Origin of the sequence: Pseudomonas fluorescens group sp. (genome assembly GCF_020093335.1) — a bacterium.
Taxonomy (GTDB): domain Bacteria; phylum Pseudomonadota; class Gammaproteobacteria; order Pseudomonadales; family Pseudomonadaceae; genus Aquipseudomonas; species Aquipseudomonas petroselini.
On sequence record NZ_JAIOKW010000001.1, the window covers coordinates 628,360 to 645,600 of the forward strand.

14 protein-coding genes are annotated in these 17,241 nt (G+C 62.2%); 12 read left to right on the top strand and 2 right to left on the bottom strand.

What is annotated here, in order from left to right:
* Positions 1-9: 9 nt before the first annotated feature.
* Both K7431_RS02800 and K7431_RS02805 read right to left on the bottom strand, forming a co-directional pair.
* Positions 10-198, bottom strand: coding sequence for a hypothetical protein (locus tag K7431_RS02800; RefSeq protein ID WP_010210250.1), 189 nt, complete (start codon positions 196-198; stop codon positions 10-12).
* A gap of 122 nt (positions 199-320) precedes the next feature.
* Positions 321-1,247, bottom strand: a complete 927-nt coding sequence (locus K7431_RS02805; RefSeq protein WP_012724514.1) for a LysR family transcriptional regulator — start codon at positions 1,245-1,247, stop codon at positions 321-323.
* A 118-nt stretch (positions 1,248-1,365) separates the two neighbouring features.
* Here K7431_RS02805 and K7431_RS02810 point away from each other — a divergent pair, with 118 nt between their 5' ends.
* The 12 genes from K7431_RS02810 to K7431_RS02865 all read left to right on the top strand — a co-directional run bounded on the left by K7431_RS02810 (position 1,366) and on the right by K7431_RS02865 (position 17,176).
* Complete coding sequence (locus K7431_RS02810; protein ID WP_012724515.1) at positions 1,366-2,361, top strand: aldo/keto reductase; 996 nt, start codon at positions 1,366-1,368, stop codon at positions 2,359-2,361.
* A gap of 301 nt (positions 2,362-2,662) precedes the next feature.
* Positions 2,663-4,657, top strand: a complete 1,995-nt coding sequence (locus K7431_RS31380) for a methyl-accepting chemotaxis protein (protein WP_012724516.1) — start codon at positions 2,663-2,665, stop codon at positions 4,655-4,657.
* Positions 4,658-4,747: 90 nt separating this feature from the next.
* Positions 4,748-5,206 (top strand): SRPBCC family protein, encoded by a 459-nt coding sequence (locus K7431_RS02820; RefSeq protein ID WP_012724517.1) that lies wholly within the window; start codon positions 4,748-4,750, stop codon positions 5,204-5,206.
* A 110-nt stretch (positions 5,207-5,316) separates the two neighbouring features.
* The gene (locus K7431_RS02825; RefSeq protein ID WP_012724518.1) at positions 5,317-5,763 is read left to right on the top strand and encodes a DUF411 domain-containing protein; all 447 of its coding nucleotides are present in this window, start codon (positions 5,317-5,319) and stop codon (positions 5,761-5,763) included.
* The gene (locus K7431_RS02830; protein WP_012724519.1) at positions 5,760-6,203 is read left to right on the top strand and encodes a YqaA family protein; all 444 of its coding nucleotides are present in this window, start codon (positions 5,760-5,762) and stop codon (positions 6,201-6,203) included. The genes K7431_RS02825 and K7431_RS02830 overlap by 4 nt, the downstream gene beginning before the upstream one ends.
* A 44-nt stretch (positions 6,204-6,247) precedes the next feature.
* Complete coding sequence (locus K7431_RS02835; protein ID WP_012724520.1) at positions 6,248-7,249, top strand: alpha/beta fold hydrolase; 1,002 nt, start codon at positions 6,248-6,250, stop codon at positions 7,247-7,249.
* 26 nt (positions 7,250-7,275) lie between these two features.
* Entirely contained in the window at positions 7,276-8,229 is a 954-nt protein-coding gene (locus K7431_RS02840) for a D-2-hydroxyacid dehydrogenase family protein (protein ID WP_012724521.1), read from the top strand.
* 503 nt (positions 8,230-8,732) lie between these two features.
* Positions 8,733-10,286 carry a glycogen synthase GlgA gene (gene glgA / locus K7431_RS02845; RefSeq protein ID WP_080567197.1) on the top strand — a complete coding sequence of 518 codons (1,554 nt, stop codon included), beginning with the start codon at positions 8,733-8,735 and terminating at the stop codon, positions 10,284-10,286.
* 20 nt (positions 10,287-10,306) lie between these two features.
* On the top strand, positions 10,307-12,052 hold the full coding sequence (gene treZ / locus K7431_RS02850) for a malto-oligosyltrehalose trehalohydrolase (protein WP_012724523.1): 1,746 nt from the start codon (positions 10,307-10,309) through the stop codon (positions 12,050-12,052).
* Complete coding sequence (gene malQ, locus K7431_RS02855) at positions 12,049-14,133, top strand: 4-alpha-glucanotransferase (protein WP_012724524.1); 2,085 nt, start codon at positions 12,049-12,051, stop codon at positions 14,131-14,133. The genes treZ and malQ overlap by 4 nt, the downstream gene beginning before the upstream one ends.
* Positions 14,130-16,880 (top strand): malto-oligosyltrehalose synthase, encoded by a 2,751-nt coding sequence (locus tag K7431_RS02860; RefSeq protein WP_012724525.1) that lies wholly within the window; start codon positions 14,130-14,132, stop codon positions 16,878-16,880. The genes malQ and K7431_RS02860 overlap by 4 nt, the downstream gene beginning before the upstream one ends.
* Before the next feature lie 23 nt (positions 16,881-16,903).
* Complete coding sequence (locus K7431_RS02865) at positions 16,904-17,176, top strand: DUF2934 domain-containing protein (RefSeq protein ID WP_043205419.1); 273 nt, start codon at positions 16,904-16,906, stop codon at positions 17,174-17,176.
* Positions 17,177-17,241 lie beyond the last annotated feature (65 nt).

Below are 17,241 nucleotides of genomic sequence, written 5' to 3' on the forward strand. Positions count from 1 at the left end.
CCCTGTCGCTTAGAGCTTGACCTTGCGGCGCATGATGCCGTTGATCACCACCACGACCACTGCGACGGCAATGGCGATGGTCTGGAATGTCTTCTCGCTGATAACCCCGGTGTTCTGCAAATAGGACAGGCCAAACATCGTCGCCAGTACGGCCAGGGCAATCAGAATCGAGTACTTCAAACGCTGCTTTTGTGTCATGACGGGTTCCTGAACTTGAAGAATAGAGCCGGTGTGAAACGCCGGACCTGCGCGGCAGATAAGCGCCAGCACGTCAGGCAGGCGCGTATGTTACAGGCGATGAAAAACTTTGGCTCGACCAATCAGCCCGCATCCACCTCACGCCGTAACCCGGTGCCGGGCTGGGCGCAAAGCGCTACCAGCCAATCCACAAATACCCGCACCCGCTGGGATAATTGGCGATGCGGCGGGTACAGCGCAGACAGTGCCATGGTTGGCACCTTCACCTGGGGCAATACTTCCACCAACGATCCCTCGGCCAATTGACGCATCGCGTGATAATGCGGCGCCTGGATCAAGCCGAACCCGGCCTCACACGCTGCGAAATAGCCGTCGGAACTGTTCACCGCCAAGCCCTTCGACAGGTTCACCGTGTGCAAGTGGCCGTCGACCTGGAACTCCAGGCCAAACCGTTTGCCACTGGCGCTGGAGACGTATTCGACCATCTGATGGTTGGCCAGGTCATCAAGCGACGCGGGCACTCCCCTGCGCGCCAGATACTCCGGACTCGCCAGGGTCAGTTGATCCATCATCGCCAACGGCCGCGCCACCAGCGACTCGTCCAGCGCAAGGCCGCCACGCAGCACGCAATCCACACCCTCACGGATCAGGTTCACCGGGCGGTCGTTAAGGCCGACCTCCAGTTCGATCTGCGGGTAGCGCGCGGTGAACGCGGGCAACGCAGGGATCACGATCAACCTTCCGATTCCCGAGGGCATGTCCACGCTCAACGTGCCGCGTGGGTTCTGTCGCCGGGTGGAAAAGACCGCCTCTGTTTCTTCCAGGTCGGTCAGCAGTTGCACGCAACGTTGGTAATACGCCGCACCGTCCAGCGTCGGGCTGACTTGCCGCGTGGTGCGTTGCAACAGTTGCACGCCCAAGTGCGCTTCCAGCTGCTTGATCAGCACGGTCACCGACGCGCGCGGCAGTTGCAGGCTGTCGGCAGCCTTGGCGAAGCCACGCAGTTCGACGATGCGTGTGAACACGCGCATTGCATTGAAACGGTCCAAAGGCAGCCCCTCGAACTGATTATTCAGATAATACGAATAGTGATAGTGCTTTTAGCCGGTTTATCCCGATTTTGTCGAGCGTGACAATGCAGGCCTTCCCACCCAAGGCGCTGAAACCATGCACACACGTCAACTCGGAACAAACGGCCCGCTCGTCTCCGCCATCGGCCTCGGCTGCATGGGCATGAGCGATTTCTACACACCCGGCAGCGACACCCGCGAAGCCACCGCGACCCTGCACCGTGCGCTGGAGTTGGGCATCAATTTTCTCGACACCGCCGACATCTACGGCCCGCACACCAATGAACAACTGATTGGCCAAGCCATCGCCGGCAAACGTGACCAGGTGTTCCTGGCCAGCAAATTCGGGATTGTGCGCGATCCGGCACACCCGGCGCAGCGTGGCGTGAACGGCCGCCCCGACTACATCCGCGAGGCTATCAACGGCACGCTGCGGCGCTTGGGCGTGGAGACCCTCGATCTGTATTACCAGCACCGTATCGACCCGGACGTCGCCATCGAAGAAACCGTCGGTGCCATGGCCGAGTTGGTCCAGCAGGGCAAAGTGCGCTACCTGGGCTTGAGCGAAGCCTCTGCCGCGACGCTTGAACGCGCGCACAAGGTGCACCCCATCAGCGCGTTGCAAAGCGAGTACTCGCTGTGGAGCCGCGACCAGGAACACAACGGCTGCCTCGCCGCCTGCCGGCGCCTGGGCATCGCGTTCGTGCCCTACAGCCCGCTGGGCCGTGGTTTTCTAACCGGTGCGCTGAAAAGCCCGGATGACTTCGGTGCCGATGACTACCGTCGGTTCAGCCCGCGCTTCCAGGGTGAGAACTTTGGCAAAAACCTCGAACTGGTGAAGCAGGTACAAACGCTGGCAGCCGACAAAGGCGTGAGCGCCGGACAACTCGCGCTGGCCTGGGTGTTGGCGCAGGGTGACTTCATCATTCCGATCCCCGGCACCAAGCAGCGCAGGTATCTGGAAGAAAACGCGGCGGCGGTGTCGATCAGCCTCAGCCAGGCAGAGCTCGCGGCACTGGAGGCGATCTTCCCCATCGAGGCAACCGCCGGCTTGCGCTACCCCGAGGCAGTAATGGCCATGCTGGATATCTGAATAAAATGCCAGCCAGTTAAGGGTGAGCACCGTACCTGTGGCGAGGGAGCTTGCTCCCGCTGGGTCGCGAAGCGGCCCCAGCTCTTTGTTTTAAAAGACGGGGACTGCTGCGCAGTCCAGCGGGAGCAAGCTCCCTCGCCACGGGTTACTTTTCGCTCTTGCTGCTTCTTAACTGACTGGCATTACCCGGCGCTCTTTTTTCTTGCACGACCGTACCTAAAGCTCCGCCCTCCCAAGCCGATAGCCCTACGAAGCTCTAACAAAGCCGCGTCGACAATAAACGCTTCGTAAGGACGACCTCATGCCCCCACTGCGCTCTATCCAAGCCCGCTATACCCTGTTCCTGGTGCTGTTCGTCCTGGTGTTATTTGTGTTGACCGTGGTGGGCATCGGCCAGTTGGTCGCGCCCACGCTGCGACAGACAGAAGAACAGGTGGTGCTCAACCGCATCGCCGAGGTCGCCGAGCAGATTCAGGGTGAACTGAACAAGGTTCAGTCCCAACAACGCACCATCACCCAGACCATCCCACTGCTCGACAGCGATGCCATCGACAAGGTCCTGCCGGGCCTGGTCGACCAGTATGGCGAGCTGAAAGTCTTCGGGGGCGGGATCTGGCCGTTGCCCAACCAGCGCACACCAGGGCGTAACAAACACAGCACGTTCTGGCACCGAGATGCCTCGGGCAAGCTGGCGGTGAATACGTTCTGGAACAGCGACCCCGCGCCCAACTATTACGACCAGAGCTGGTACAAAGGCGGCTTGGCCTCGCCGCGCGGTCAATGTGCCTGGGCGGCCGCCTACAAGGACGACGCCAGCCAGGAGCCGCGCACCAACTGCGCCATGGCCATCCAGCGCGACGGCGTGCCTTATGGTGTCGCAACCATCGACGTGACCCTGGGCTTCTTCAATGACCTGGTGGCCAGCAAAGAGAAAGACATCGGCGGGCAAATGCTGATCGTCGAAGGTGACGGCAAGATCATCAGCAACAGCACCCGAATCAGCGGTCCGGTGGTGCTGAAGAACATCAGCGAACTCACCGGCACTTCGGCATTTGCGGCCCAGGTCAGCAAAGCCCTGGCCCACCGCGACCAGGCGCTGCAACGCAACGAGTTCGACAACCAGGGCGTGGCCAGCACTTTTTACATGCGCCCTATCGGTGGCACGCCATGGTTCCTCGCCACCGCCCTGCCCACCTCACTGATTACCGCCCAGCGTGATGACGTGCTGGGCACCCTGGCCTTGCTGCAAATCCCTATGGTCCTGCTGCTGGTGCTGCTCGCCGCGTATGCGATCCGCCAACTGGTGCAGCGCATGAAGTCGCTGAAAACCAATATCGACGCACTGTCCGCCGGCGATGCCGACCTGACCCGACGCATCACCATCCGTGCCGAAGACGAATTGGGCGCCATCGGCCACTCGGTGAACCGCTTTATTGTCTACCTGCAGAACATGATCGGCGAAGTCACCCAAGCCACCGGCGCCATGTCGTCAAGCCTTGAGCAACTGCAGCGGACGTCGGCGCACACCAACCAGATCCTGGTACGGCATGCCTCGGAAACCGACCAGACCGTCACCGCCATCACCGAAATGAGCTCCACCGCCGACACCGTTGCGCAAAACGCCGCCGAAACCGCAGCGTTCACCCAGCGCGCCAACGAACACGCCGACCGTTCCCGCGTGGTCGTCGGTGAAGCCTCCAACAGTGTCAGCGCGTTGATTGGCGAAGTGTCCAGTGCGACCCACAGCGTGGAAAACATGCGCCAGGATGCCGCGCGCATCACCGAAACCCTCGGCGTGATCGGCGCAATCGCCGGCCAGACCAACCTGCTCGCCCTCAACGCCGCGATTGAAGCGGCGCGTGCCGGTGAGCAAGGCCGTGGTTTTGCGGTGGTGGCCGATGAAGTCCGCGCGCTGGCCGCACGCACGCAGGCCAGCACGTCGCAGATCAACGAAATGCTCACCCGCCTGACGGCGGGCGTGAGTTCCTCGGTCGCCGCGATGGAAAACACCCAGGCCAGCTGCCAGTCGGCCGCGGATGCCACGGCGCGGGTGAACACCGGGTTGGATGAAATGGCCGGCTCGGTCAGCCACATCAATAACCTCAGCACCCAGATCGCCACGGCCGCCGAGCAGCAAAGCGCGGTGACCGAGGAGATCAACCGCAGCATGGTGCAGATCCGACAAATGGTCGAAGAGTTGGTGCAGAGCGGCCATGCCACTGAAACCAATACTCAAAGCCTGCTGGACGCGAATGGTCGGGTAATTGCGTTGATGGGTCGATTCAAGGTGCAGTGATAAACGGCTGAAACACTCCCGTGCAATGTGCGGGAGTGGGACTATTCTGACAGTTCAAGGTGATTACTACTGCCACACAGGAGGTGTGCCATGCGCGCAGCCGAGCAGTCGGTCCGCTTGGAGCGGATCAGTCAGGAACGCTTTATCCAGGCCCCCATCGACGCCGTTTATGACTACGTGACCCAACCGGATCGCTGGCACGAATGGCACCCCACCTCCCTCAGCGCCGATACGGGCACCACCGGTTCACTCCCGCCCGGCGCACGTTTCACCGAGTTCATCGATTTGCTGGGTGTGCGTGTGCCCATGAGTTACCGCGTGCAGATCGCGCGGCGCCCCGGCGAATTCAAGACCGTGTTCACTTCCCTGGCCGTCGACGGCTCGATTCACTACTTCCTGTTGCCCCATCAAGGCGGCACGCTGTTCAAGCGTGTATTGACCTATGAAACCGAATTGCAATTGGCCACCTTGCATGAACGCATGATTGAACTGTCGGCGGTCGCCCTCGGCCAGCTCAAGCATCGCCTGGAAAACCCACCTCTCGTATAATTTGGAAACATTACCGCCACACCCCCCCTCGGTGGAGACTGGCTTGCCTGCGCTGACGTCGTCATGATCGCCTGCATCCTGACGACGTTCACCGACCGACGAGCCCCACCATGAAAACCCGATTGCGATTGGCCCTGCTTTCAACCCTCTTCACCGCCACCCTGGCCCAGGCTGCCGACCTGATCCCCATTGACGTGCACCGCGACGCCAACTGCGGTTGCTGCAAAAAATGGATCAGCCACCTGGAAAGCAACGGTTTCAAGGTCAACGACCACGTCGAAACCGACATGAGTGCGGTCAAACAACGCCTGGGCGTGGCGCCGCGCCTGGGCTCCTGCCATACCGCCGTGATCGACGGCAAATTCGTCGAAGGCCATGTGCCTGCCGAACAGGTGCTGGCCTTGCGCAAACGCAACGACCTGCTGGGCGTCGCCGCGCCGGGCATGCCCATGGGCTCGCCCGGCATGGAGGTGGAGGGCCGAAGCGAGGCCTACCAAGTCATCGGCCTGACCCGTGAAGGCAAAGATGTGGTGGTGGCGCAATACCCGGCACAATGATCGCGGGCTACCTGGGGTTGTTTTTCGCGGCGTTTGGCGCCGCGACATTATTACCCCTGCAATCGGAAGCCGTATTGGTCGGCCTGCTCCTCAGCGGCCATTACAGCCTGTGGCTGTTGCTGGGCATTGCCACGTTGGGCAATGTGCTGGGCTCAGTGGTGAACTGGTGGCTGGGCCGCTGGGTGGAGCACTTCAAGCAACGGCGCTGGTTTCCCATCAACGACAAGCAACTGGAAAAAGCCCGCAACCATTACGAGCGCTGGGGGCATTGGACGTTGCTGCTCAGTTGGCTGCCGATCATTGGCGACCCGCTGACACTGGTGGCCGGGGTGATGCGCGAGCCACTGTGGCGATTCCTGCTACTGGTGACCCTGGCCAAAGGCCTGCGTTATGGCGTGCTCGCGGCGATCACCTTGCAGTGGGTGTTAATCCCCACTTAATCGTCTCGCAACAGCATCCGAATACCCTTCTCGGAGCCCAGCCAATGCCTCTGATCCGCGCTTTTTGTATCGCCGGCCTGCTCACAGCCACTGCCGCCCCGGCGTTCGCCGCGACCTACGGTCCCGAACTGCAAGGCTTCGAATACCCCTATCCGCTCAAGCATTTCGCGTTTCAATCCCAGGGCAAGTCCTTGCAAATGGGCTATATGGACGTCCCCGCCAAAGGTCAGGCCAACGGTCGCAGCGTGGTGCTGATGCACGGCAAGAACTTCTGCGGCGCCACCTGGGAAGGTTCGATCAAGGCCTTGAGCGACGCCGGCTACCGGGTGATCGCGCCGGACCAGATCGGATTCTGCAGTTCCAGCAAGCCCGATCATTACCAGTACAGCTTCCAGCAACTGGCGCTTAACACCCACCAACTGCTGGAAAAGCTCGGCATTCAAAAGGCCACCCTCCTCGGCCATTCCACCGGCGGCATGCTCGCCACGCGCTACGCCCTCATGTACCCCGAGCAAACCGAACAGCTGGCGATGGTCAACCCGATCGGCCTGGAAGACTGGAAAGCGTTGGGCGTGCCCTCGCTCAGCGTTGACCAGTGGTATGAGCGGGAGCTGAAGGTCAGCGCCGAAGGCATTCGCAACTACCAACTCAACACCTATTATGTCGGGCGCTGGAAGCCGGAGTACGAGCGGTGGGTGGACATGTACGCCGGCCTGAGCAACGGCCCCGGGCATACGCAGGTGGCATGGAACTCGGCGTTGATTTACGACATGATCTTCACCCAGCCGGTGTACTACGAGTTCAAGGACCTGCAGATGCCCACGCTGTTGCTGATCGGCACGTCGGATAACACTGCCATCGGCAAAGACATCGCGCCGCCGGCGGTCAAGGCCAAGCTTGGCGACTATGCCGTGCTGGGCAAGCAAGCGGCCAAGCTGATCCCCCATGCAACCCTGGTGGAATTCCCGGGCCTTGGGCACGCACCGCAAATGGAAGAACCCGCCCAGTTTCACAAAGCACTGTTGCAGGGCCTTAACGCCCTTTAGTCCAACCTTTTTCGAGGCACTCGTGAATGTCGGTACAGATCGCAGTCATTGATGATTGGCAGAATGTGGCCAGTGGCGTGGTGGATTGGTCGGTCCTTGCGGCCGTGGGCCAGGTGCATTTCCTGCACGATTACCCGGCGGATACCGCCACCATGATCGAGCGCTTGCAGGGCTTCGAGGTCATTTGTGTGATGCGTGAGCGCTCTACCTTCGACAAAGCCCTGCTGCAAGGCCTGCCCGCGCTTAAATTGCTGGTGACCGGCGGCATGCGCAACGCCGCGATCGACATTCCCGCGGCCAAGGCCTTGGGTATCCAGGTCTGTGGCACCGACAGCTATAAACACGCGGCGCCGGAATTGACCTGGGCGTTGATCATGGCTTCCACGCGTGACCTGGTGGCTGAAGCCCATTCGCTGCGCGCCGGCCACTGGCAGATCGGCCTGGGCGGCGATCTGTATGGCAAGACCCTGGGGATTCTCGGGCTGGGCAGTATCGGCCAGAAAGTCGCGCAGTTTGCCCAGGTGTTCGGCATGCGTGTCATTGCCTGGAGTGAAAACCTCACCCCGGAACGGGCCGCCGAGTCAGGCGTGACGTGGGTCAGCAAGCAAGCCTTGTTCGAACAGGCGGACATTCTCACCGTGCACCTGGTGCTCAGTGACCGCACCCGTGGCTTGGTGGACGCGCAAGCGCTGGGCTGGATGAAGCCCAGCGCGCGCCTGGTCAACACCGCGCGGGGGCCGATCGTGGATGAGCAGGCGCTGGTGCAGGCCCTCGAAAGCGGCCGCCTGGCCGGTGCGGCGCTGGACGTGTATGCCCAAGAGCCGCTGCCTGCAGATCATCCCTTCCGCCGCTTGCCAACGGTACTGGCCACCCCGCACGTGGGGTACGTGAGCGAGCAGAATTACCGGCAGTTCTACGCGCAAATGATCGAAGACATTCAAGCCTGGGCGAACGGCGCGCCCATTCGCACCCTCGGCTAACGCACCAATGTAGTGAGTGGGCTTGCCCCACGCTGGGGCGCGAAGCGGCCCCAAAACCAAACACCTCGGTGGCACTCATTGCACCGAGTACGCCTTATGAGGAGCGCTTCGCACTCCGACGGGGGACAAGCCCGCTCACTACAACACCTTGCCCACTACAAGGGCATAACGTTAAAAGTATTTTGTCCTACAAAATCTTCTCGAAAACCCTACAGGCTCTAGGATATGTCCTAGACTGATGACCGATGGGTCCGTTTCAAAACAAAAGCCCCGCGAAAAAATCGAAACTTTACAACTCTGCCATAGGTCAGGTTTAGGGTAAGGCGCGCACATGCGGTTCATACCAGATGCCGTCTATCCATTCTTTTTGAGCTAACCGTGCAACTGGCATACGCCTTGCCCCAACTATTCAAAGGGCGTTATGCGCTTGCGCCTGGCCGCAGGATGCGGTCATCGGAGCTAGTGGCAGCGGGCCATTAGCCGACCAACACGTGGAGAGAACTATGATCAGTGCCGCTGCAAGTATTCAGGGAGAGCGTGTTAGTCAGCCAGTTGGCGGGTCGACCTCTTTGGTTGACCTCAACACGGTGCGGCCGGTCCCGAGTCACAATCCCAATCGCAAGAAAGTCCTGTTTGTCACCTCCGAATTCGCCGATCTGGTGAAAACCGGCGGCCTGGGCGATGTGTCCGCTGCCCTGCCCCGCGCCATGGCCCACCTGCACGATGTGCGGGTGCTGATCCCTGGCTATCCGCAGGTAATGGAGAGCGACAACCCGATCCATATCATCGGTGAGCTGGGCGGCCACGCTGCGCTGCCGCCGTGCAAGATCGGGCGGATGGACCTCAAGGACGGCCTGGTCATCTATGTACTGATCTGCCCCGAGCTCTACGAGCGTGAAGGTACACCCTACGGCGCCAACAACGGCCGCGACTGGCCGGACAACCATATCCGTTTCGCCCGCCTGGGCCTGGCCGCCGCTGACATGGCCGCCAACCTGGCGCAGATCCACTGGTGCCCGGACCTGGTGCACGCCCACGACTGGCCCGCTGGCCTGGCACCGGCCTATATGCACTGGCGTGGGTCACGCACCCCGACCCTGTTCACCATCCATAACCTGGCGTATCAGGGCGTCGTCAGCCTGGCCTCCACGCCGGAACTGGGCATTCCACCCCACGCCTTGCAACAGGAAGGCATGGAGTTCTACGGCAAGATGTCGTTCCTCAAGGCCGGCATGGCGTATTCCAGCCATATCACCACCGTGAGCGCCACCTACGCCCAGGAAATCACTACGCCTGAATTCGGCTGCGGCCTGGATGGCTTTTTGGCCAGCAAGACCCAGCAAGGCTTGCTCAGCGGCATTCCCAACGGCATCGAAGACAGCTGGGAAACCTCCACCGACCCCCACCTGACGCACAACTTCAATATTGGCGATTGGGAAGGCAAGGCGGTGAACGCCGCGCAGGTGCGCAACCTGTTCGGCCTCCACGACTCGACGGGTCCGCTGTTCGCCGTGGTCTCGCGCCTGGTCTTCCAGAAAGGCCTGGACCTTACCGAAGCCGTTGCCAGCTTTATCGTCGAACAAGGCGGCCAGATCGCGATTATCGGCCGGGGTGAGCCTGAAGAAGAAAACGCCATGCGTGAACTGGCGCTGCGCTTCCCAGGCCAGATCGGCGTGCGCATCGGCTTCAACGAGACCGACGCCCGGCGCATGTTCGCCGGCAGCGATTTCCTGCTGATGCCGTCGCGTTACGAGCCCTGCGGCTTGAGCCAGATGTACGCCCAGCGCTTCGGTTCGCTGCCCGTCGCACGTAACACCGGTGGCTTGGCTGACACCATTGAAAACGGTGTCACCGGCTTCCTGTTCAATGAATCCACGGTCGACAGCTACAAAGAAGCCTTGAGCCGCGCGTTCAAGGTGTTTGCCTTCCCTGGCTTGCTCAACGCCATGCGCTGCCGGGCGATGACCCAACCGTTCAACTGGAGCCAGGCCGTGGAACCCTACGCCGAACTGTATGAGCAACTGGTGGCTAAAGCACTGGGGAAATCCGCTAAATAATCAAAGGGAGGTTTTTATAGATGCCGTTACGGACTCTGGAAACCTGGCCCCACGGCGCAATCATGCTGGACGCGCAACACACGCGTTTCGCCTTGTGGGCGCCAGACGCGTTTTATGTCAGCGTTGAATTGGAAAACGGCAAGTCCGTCGCCATGCTGCCCCAGGCAGAAGGCTGGTTTGAAACCGAAATAGCGTGCCCGGCGGGCACGCGCTACCGCTTCAATATCGATGGGGAGATGGACGTACCCGATCCCGCCTCCAGGGCCCAGGCCTCGGATGTGCACGGTTGGAGCGTAGTGGTCGACTCCCTCGCCTATCAATGGCGTCACAGCAATTGGCAAGGCCGCCCCTGGCACGAGGCAGTCATCTATGAACTGCACGTCGGTGCCATGGGGGGTTATGCCGGCATTGAGAAACACCTGCCACGCCTGGCCGAATTGGGCGTTACCGCGATTGAATTGATGCCGTTGGCGCAATTCCCCGGCGATCGCAACTGGGGCTACGACGGTGTCCTGCCCTATGCACCCCAAGCCTCCTACGGCACCCCTGAACAGCTCAAGCACCTGATCGACAGCGCCCACGAACATGGCCTTGCGGTGATTCTCGACGTGGTCTACAACCACTTCGGGCCCGACGGCAATTACCTGGGCCAGTACGCCAAGGGGTTCTTCCAGGAAGACGTGCACACGCCATGGGGCGCCGGCATCGATTTCAACCGGCGTGAAGTGCGGGACTTCTTCCTCGATAACGCATTGATGTGGTTGCTCGAATACCGCTTCGACGGCCTGCGCCTGGACGCGGTACACGCCATCGATAACCCGGAGTTTCTCAAGGAGCTGGCCCACCGCGTGCGCGAGCAGGTGGACACGGGCCGCCATGTCTGGCTGATGCTCGAAAACGAGCTCAACCAGGCCGGGCTCCTGCAGCACGATTTCAACGCGCAGTGGAATGATGATTTCCATAATGTGTTGCACGTGCTGTTGACCGGCGAAACCGATGCGTATTACAGCGACTTCGCCCAAGACCCGACCGCTAAATTGGCCCGCTGCCTGGGCGAAGGCTTTATCTACCAAGGCCATACAACCCGGCATGGCCATGTGCGTGGCGAACCCAGTGGGCACCTGCCACCGAGCGCGTTCGTGGCGTTCCTGCAAAACCATGACCAGATCGGCAACCGTGCCCTGGGCGAGCGCCTGCATCAGCTCTGCTCGCCGCAGGCCTTGAAGGCGGCGACCGCGCTGCTGCTGCTGTCGCCGATGATCCCGCTGATGTTCATGGGTGATGAGGCCAACGCCAGCGAGCCTTTCCTGTTTTTCACCGATCACCATGGCGAGCTGGCCGAGGCGGTGCGTGAAGGTCGACGCAATGAATTCAAGGATTTCGCCGCGTTCCAGGACCCGGAGCGGCGCGAACGCATTCCCGATCCCAATGCCCTGCCGACCTTTTTGCAAACCACGCCCAGCTTCGACGAGAACGAACACACCCAGCTCTATCGCCAACTGCTGAGCCTGCGCCACCGGCATCTCGTGCCGCACCTGCCCGGCAGTGTCGCGCTGGGCGCTCAGGTCCTGGCCGATCACGCCGTCAGCGCCCGTTGGCGCCTGGGTAACGGCAGTGTGTTGCGGATCGACCTCAACTTGAGCGCCGTGCCGTTGGATCACCCCGCCACGGAGCCGGTCCTTTTTCAAACGCCTGACAACGCCGGCGCAACCCTGCCGCCGTACAGCGCACGCGTCACCCTATCCCCTGTTGGAGAGCACCCTTGAGTGAAGCGAACCTGGAAATCCTCGCCAGCCGAGCGGGCCTGGCCGTCGATTGGATCGACGCAAACGGCCGCCCGCAACGTGTAACACCCGACGCCCTGCGCGCCGTTCTCAAAGGCCTGGGCCACCCGGCCGACAGTGACGCAGAGATCGACGCCAGCCTGCTTGAACTGGAGCGGGTACAACAAGACAAACACCTGCCGCCCTTACTGACCATCGACAGTGGTGACGGCCTCGACCTGGCGCGCTACTTCGAACCGGACACCCTGTGCCGGGTCAGCCTGGAAGACGGCGACACCCTGGAACTGCGGCTCGATGGCAATGCCGTCCTGCCAGGCGTCATTGCCCTGGGTTATCACCAAGTGCATATCGCCGATCAGGTCTTCACCCTGGCCGTCGCCCCCACGCATTGCTACAGCGTCGCCGAAGCGGTCGATACCCAACCGGCCCGCGCCTGGGGCCTCAGCGCGCAACTGTATGGCCTGCGCCGCCTGGGCGACGGCGGTTTTGGCGACACCCTGGCCTTGGAGCACTTGGCCCGCTCGGCGGCCGAGCGCGGCGCCGATGCCCTGGCCATCAGCCCGATGCATGCGATGTTCAGCGCCGACACCGGGCGCTACAGCCCGTATTCGCCATCGAGCCGGTTGTTCCTCAACAGTTTGTACGCCTCCCCGGGCTGCATCCTGGGTGAACGCGAAGTGCGCAACGCGATCGAGTCCCTCGGCCTGGCAGATGAACTGCACGCGTTGGAGCAACACACCCTGATCGACTGGCCCGCCGCTGCCAAGGCCAAGCAACGCCTGTTGCGTGCACTCTATAAAGACTTCCGTCACGGCCACCACCCACAACACGCAGACTTCCTCAGTTTCCGCCAGGCCGGTGGCGAGGCGCTGGAAAACCATTGCCGCTTCGAAGCCGTGCAAGCGGCTCGCGCAGCGGCGGGTGAAGCACTCGACTGGCGCCAATGGCCCGAAGACTGGCGCAGCCCGCAGAGCCCGGCATTGGCGCAGTTCGCCGAAGACAATCGCGACGAGATCGGCTACTTCGCGTTCAGCCAATGGCTGATCGCCCGTTGCCTTGAGCGCGCGCAACAAGCTGCGCGCGGCAGCGGCATGGGCGTCGGCTTGATCGCCGACCTCGCGGTGGGCGCCGACGGCGGTGGCAGCCAGGCCTGGAGCCGCCAGGATGAATTGCTGGCAGACCTGACCGTCGGTGCGCCGCCCGACATTCTCAACCGTGCCGGCCAGGGCTGGGGGATTTCCGCCTTCTCGCCCGAAGGTCTCAAGCGCAATGGCTTTCGCGCCTTTATCGAAATGCTGCGCGCCAACTTCGCCCACGCCGGCGGCTTGCGCATCGACCATGTGATGGGCCTGCAACGCCTGTGGGTGATCCCCATGGACGCCTCGCCGCGCGAAGGCGCCTACCTGTATTACCCGGTGGATGACCTGTTGCGGCTGTTGGCGCTGGAGTCCCACCGTCACCAGGCCATTGTGCTCGGTGAAGACTTGGGCACGGTGCCGGATGGCCTGCGTGAAAAACTCATCGCGCGCTCGATCCTGGGCATGCGTGTGTTGCTGTTCGAGCAAAACCACGAGGGCCGGTTCACGCCGATCCTCGACTGGCCGGACAACGCCCTGGCCACCACCAGCACCCATGATTTACCGACCCTGAACGGTTGGTGGCACAGCCGCGATATCGACTGGAACATCCAGCTCGGCCTGATCGACGCGCCCACGGTGGAGCAATGGAGTGAACACCGCCTGCGCGAACGCCAGGCACTGCGCCAGGCCTTGAGCCAGGACCCGCAGAACTTCGTCGAAGAAATCCGCAATGAAACCGACCATATGATCGACGCCAGTGCGCGCTACCTCGGCCACACCCGCGCGCCCCTGGTGCTGTTGCCGTTGGAGGACGCCCTCGGGGTGGAGGAACAAGCCAACCTGCCCGGCACCACCGACACCCATCCCAATTGGCGTCGCCGCCTGCCGGGCGAGGCGTCCAGCCTGCTCGACAATGCCGGTGCCGCCCGCCGCCTCGAGCTGTTGGCCGTCGCGCGCAACCAAGCCTATGAGCGTGACCGATGAACGCACTGCCCCTGCGCGCGACCCAGCGCCTGCAATTCCATAAAGGTTTTACCCTCGATGATGCGGTGCCCCTGGTGCCGTATTTCGCCCAGTTGGGCATCAGTCACCTGTATGCCTCGCCGCTGCTCAGCGCCCGTGCAGGGTCCATGCACGGCTACGATGTGGTCGACCCCACCAGCGTCAACCCGGAGCTGGGCGGAGAACCGGCCCTGCGCCGCCTGGTCGCGGCGCTGCGTGAACACAAGATGGGCCTGATCCTCGATATCGTTTCCAACCACATGGCCGTGGGCGGCGCCGACAACCCTTGGTGGCTGGACCTGCTGGAATGGGGGCGACTGAGCCCCTACAGCGAGTTCTTCGATATTCAATGGCACTCGCCCGACCCCCTGCTCAAGGGCCAATTGCTGATGCCGTTCCTCGGCAGCGACTACGGCGAAGCCCTGCAGGCCGGCACCCTGACGTTGCAGTTCGACGCCCCCCACGGCGCGTTCTACGTTGAGCATTACGAACACCGCTTCCCGATCTGTCCAAAAGACTACGCGGCGATCCTGGGCACCGAGGCGCCGCTCAAGCCCCTGGCCGAGCGCTTCACCGCCCTCGCCCATCAGGAAGACGCTTACCACGAAGCGGCGTGGCTCAAACAGGCCCTGGCCGAACGCGCCACCGAGGTGCTGCCAGCCATCGAGCAGCGGCTGACCACCTTCGACGGGCGCCAGCCCGAAGGCTTCAAGCGCCTGCATCAACTGCTGGAACAACAGGCCTACCGCCTGGCCAGCTGGCGCACGGCGGCGGATGACATCAACTGGCGGCGCTTCTTCGATGTCAACGAACTCGGCGGCCTGCGCGTGGAGCGTACCGCGGTGTTCGAAGCCACCCATGGCAAGATCTTCGAACTGATCAGCGAAGGCTTGGTGGATGGCCTGCGCATCGACCATATCGACGGCCTGGCCGACCCGCGCGGGTATTGCCGCAAGCTGCGCCGTCGCGTGGATTCGCTGGTGCCGGAACGGCACTTGCCGATCTTCGTCGAGAAGATCCTCGGCGAGGGCGAAACCCTGCGTGAAGACTGGCAAGTGGACGGCACCACCGGCTACGAATTCATGAACCAGTTGTCGCTGCTGCAACATCAACCGGACGGCTTCGAACCGTTGGCCGAGCTGTGGACACGCCATAGCGAACGGCCTGCGGCGTTTATCGAGGAAGCGCGGCTGGCACGCCAGCAGATCCTCAATGGCTCCCTCGGCGGTGACTTTGAAAGCGTGGCCCAGGCCCTGCTGCAAGTGGCCCGCGACGACGTGATGACCCGCGACCTGACCCTCGGGGCCATCCGCCGGGCCTTGCAGGAACTGATCGTGCACTTCCCGGTGTACCGCACCTACATCAGCGCCCGTGGCCGTAGCGCCGCCGACGACAAGGTGTTCCAGCAGGCCATGGACGGCGCGCGCACGACCTTGGGCGAAGGCGACTGGCCGGTACTTGAGCACCTGGAAAATTGGCTCGGCGGCCAGCCCTGGCGCAATCGCCCGGTGGGCCGTGAGCGCAAGATCCTCAAGCATGCCTGCGTGCGCTTCCAGCAACTGACCTCGCCCGCCGCCGCTAAAGCGGTGGAAGACACCGCGTTCTATCGTTCGGCGGTGCTGCTGTCGCGCAACGACGTGGGCTTCAGCACCGAACAGTTCAGTGCGCCCTTGGCCGACTTCCATGCGGTCAACCAGCACCGTTTGCAGACCTTCCCCGACAACCTGCTGGCCACCGCCACCCACGACCACAAGCGCGGCGAAGATACCCGCGCGCGCCTGGCCGTGCTGAGTGAGTGCGCGCCGTGGTACGTCGAACAGGTCGAGCATTGGCGCAGCCTCGCCGCGCCGCTGCGGGTTGACGCGAATACGCCGTCGGCCGGCGATGAATTGATCCTCTATCAGGCACTGCTGGGCAGTTGGCCGCTGGACCAGGACGCCGACTTCGAGGGTTACCAGCAACGCCTGTGGCAATGGCAGCAAAAAGCCCTGCGCGAAGCCAAGTTGCAAAGCAGCTGGAGCGCGCCCAACGAAGCGTATGAGCAAGGCGTCGAAGCCTTCCTCTCGCGGCTGCTGCTCACTGATGAGGGGCGCGAACTGCGCACCGCCATTGGCAACGCCGCCCAGGTGATCGCCCCGGCCGGTGCGCTCAATGGCCTGGCGCAATCCTTGCTTCGCATCACCGTACCGGGTGTGCCGGACCTGTACCAGGGCGATGAGTTCTGGGACTTCAGCCTCGTGGACCCGGACAACCGCCGCCCGGTGGATTTCAACGCACGGCAACAGGCGCTGGATACTCCGCCGGACCTCGGTGAACTGTTGTTCAACTGGCGCGACGGGCGCATCAAACAGGCGTTGATTGCTCAGGTGCTGGGCTTGCGTAAAGCCCATCCCGAACTGTTCCGCAGCGGCGCATATACACCGCTGGAAGTGGTCGGCACGCACGCCGAACGGGTGGTCGCTTTCGCCCGCGAGTATCAGGGCAAATACGTGCTGGTGGTGGTGCCACGCTGGTCGCACGCGCTGCTTGAAAACGGTGTGCACCCTCAGGTCAATGCGCGGGTTTGGGGCGATACACGGGTGAAATTACCGTTCGCCGCGACAACTCAAAACTGGAAGGGACTTTTTCATACAGGCGCAGTCACACCAGACAAGGAGCTGTTGATCAGCACTGCCCTGGGGGATTTCCCGGTCAATGTCTTTATCAATCCTGATGATCAAGAAAGCTGAAATTTTCTGCGAGGAGCATTGTGATGAGTACTGAAGACAAACGCATACGCGAACTGGCACATCAGATCTGGGAGTCTGAGGGCAAACCTCACGGCGAGGACGCGCGACACTGGGAGATGGCGCGCAAACTGGCGGAAGCCGAAGCGCTGACGCCGAGCAAGCCCAAGCCCACAGCCAAGCCCAAGGCAAGCGCACCCAAGCCCCCGCCAAAAGCCAAGCCGGCCGCACCGGCCGCCAGTAAACCAGCACCACCGGCGGCGAAGAAACCCGCGGCGCCGAAAAAGCCTAAGCCTTGAACCCGAGCCTCTTGCCGGTGCCGTCGGCAAGGGGTGATTTCATTTTTCATATTGTCAGCTGAAAT

Bases quoted from the DNA above. Each gene is read 5' to 3' on its own strand.
- treZ (WP_012724523.1), top strand. From the start codon at position 10,307: ATGCCGTTACGGACTCTGGAAACCTGGCCCCACGGCGCAATCATGCTG.
- K7431_RS02865 (WP_043205419.1), top strand. From the start codon at position 16,904: ATGAGTACTGAAGACAAACGCATACGCGAACTGGCACATCAGATCTGG.
- K7431_RS02810 (WP_012724515.1), top strand. From the start codon at position 1,366: ATGCACACACGTCAACTCGGAACAAACGGCCCGCTCGTCTCCGCCATC.
- K7431_RS02800 (WP_010210250.1), bottom strand. From the start codon at position 198: ATGACACAAAAGCAGCGTTTGAAGTACTCGATTCTGATTGCCCTGGCC.
- K7431_RS02860 (WP_012724525.1), top strand. From the start codon at position 14,130: ATGAACGCACTGCCCCTGCGCGCGACCCAGCGCCTGCAATTCCATAAA.
- K7431_RS02840 (WP_012724521.1), top strand. From the start codon at position 7,276: ATGTCGGTACAGATCGCAGTCATTGATGATTGGCAGAATGTGGCCAGT.
- K7431_RS02835 (WP_012724520.1), top strand. From the start codon at position 6,248: ATGCCTCTGATCCGCGCTTTTTGTATCGCCGGCCTGCTCACAGCCACT.
- K7431_RS02830 (WP_012724519.1), top strand. From the start codon at position 5,760: ATGATCGCGGGCTACCTGGGGTTGTTTTTCGCGGCGTTTGGCGCCGCG.
- K7431_RS31380 (WP_012724516.1), top strand. From the start codon at position 2,663: ATGCCCCCACTGCGCTCTATCCAAGCCCGCTATACCCTGTTCCTGGTG.
- K7431_RS02825 (WP_012724518.1), top strand. From the start codon at position 5,317: ATGAAAACCCGATTGCGATTGGCCCTGCTTTCAACCCTCTTCACCGCC.
- glgA (WP_080567197.1), top strand. From the start codon at position 8,733: ATGATCAGTGCCGCTGCAAGTATTCAGGGAGAGCGTGTTAGTCAGCCA.
- K7431_RS02820 (WP_012724517.1), top strand. From the start codon at position 4,748: ATGCGCGCAGCCGAGCAGTCGGTCCGCTTGGAGCGGATCAGTCAGGAA.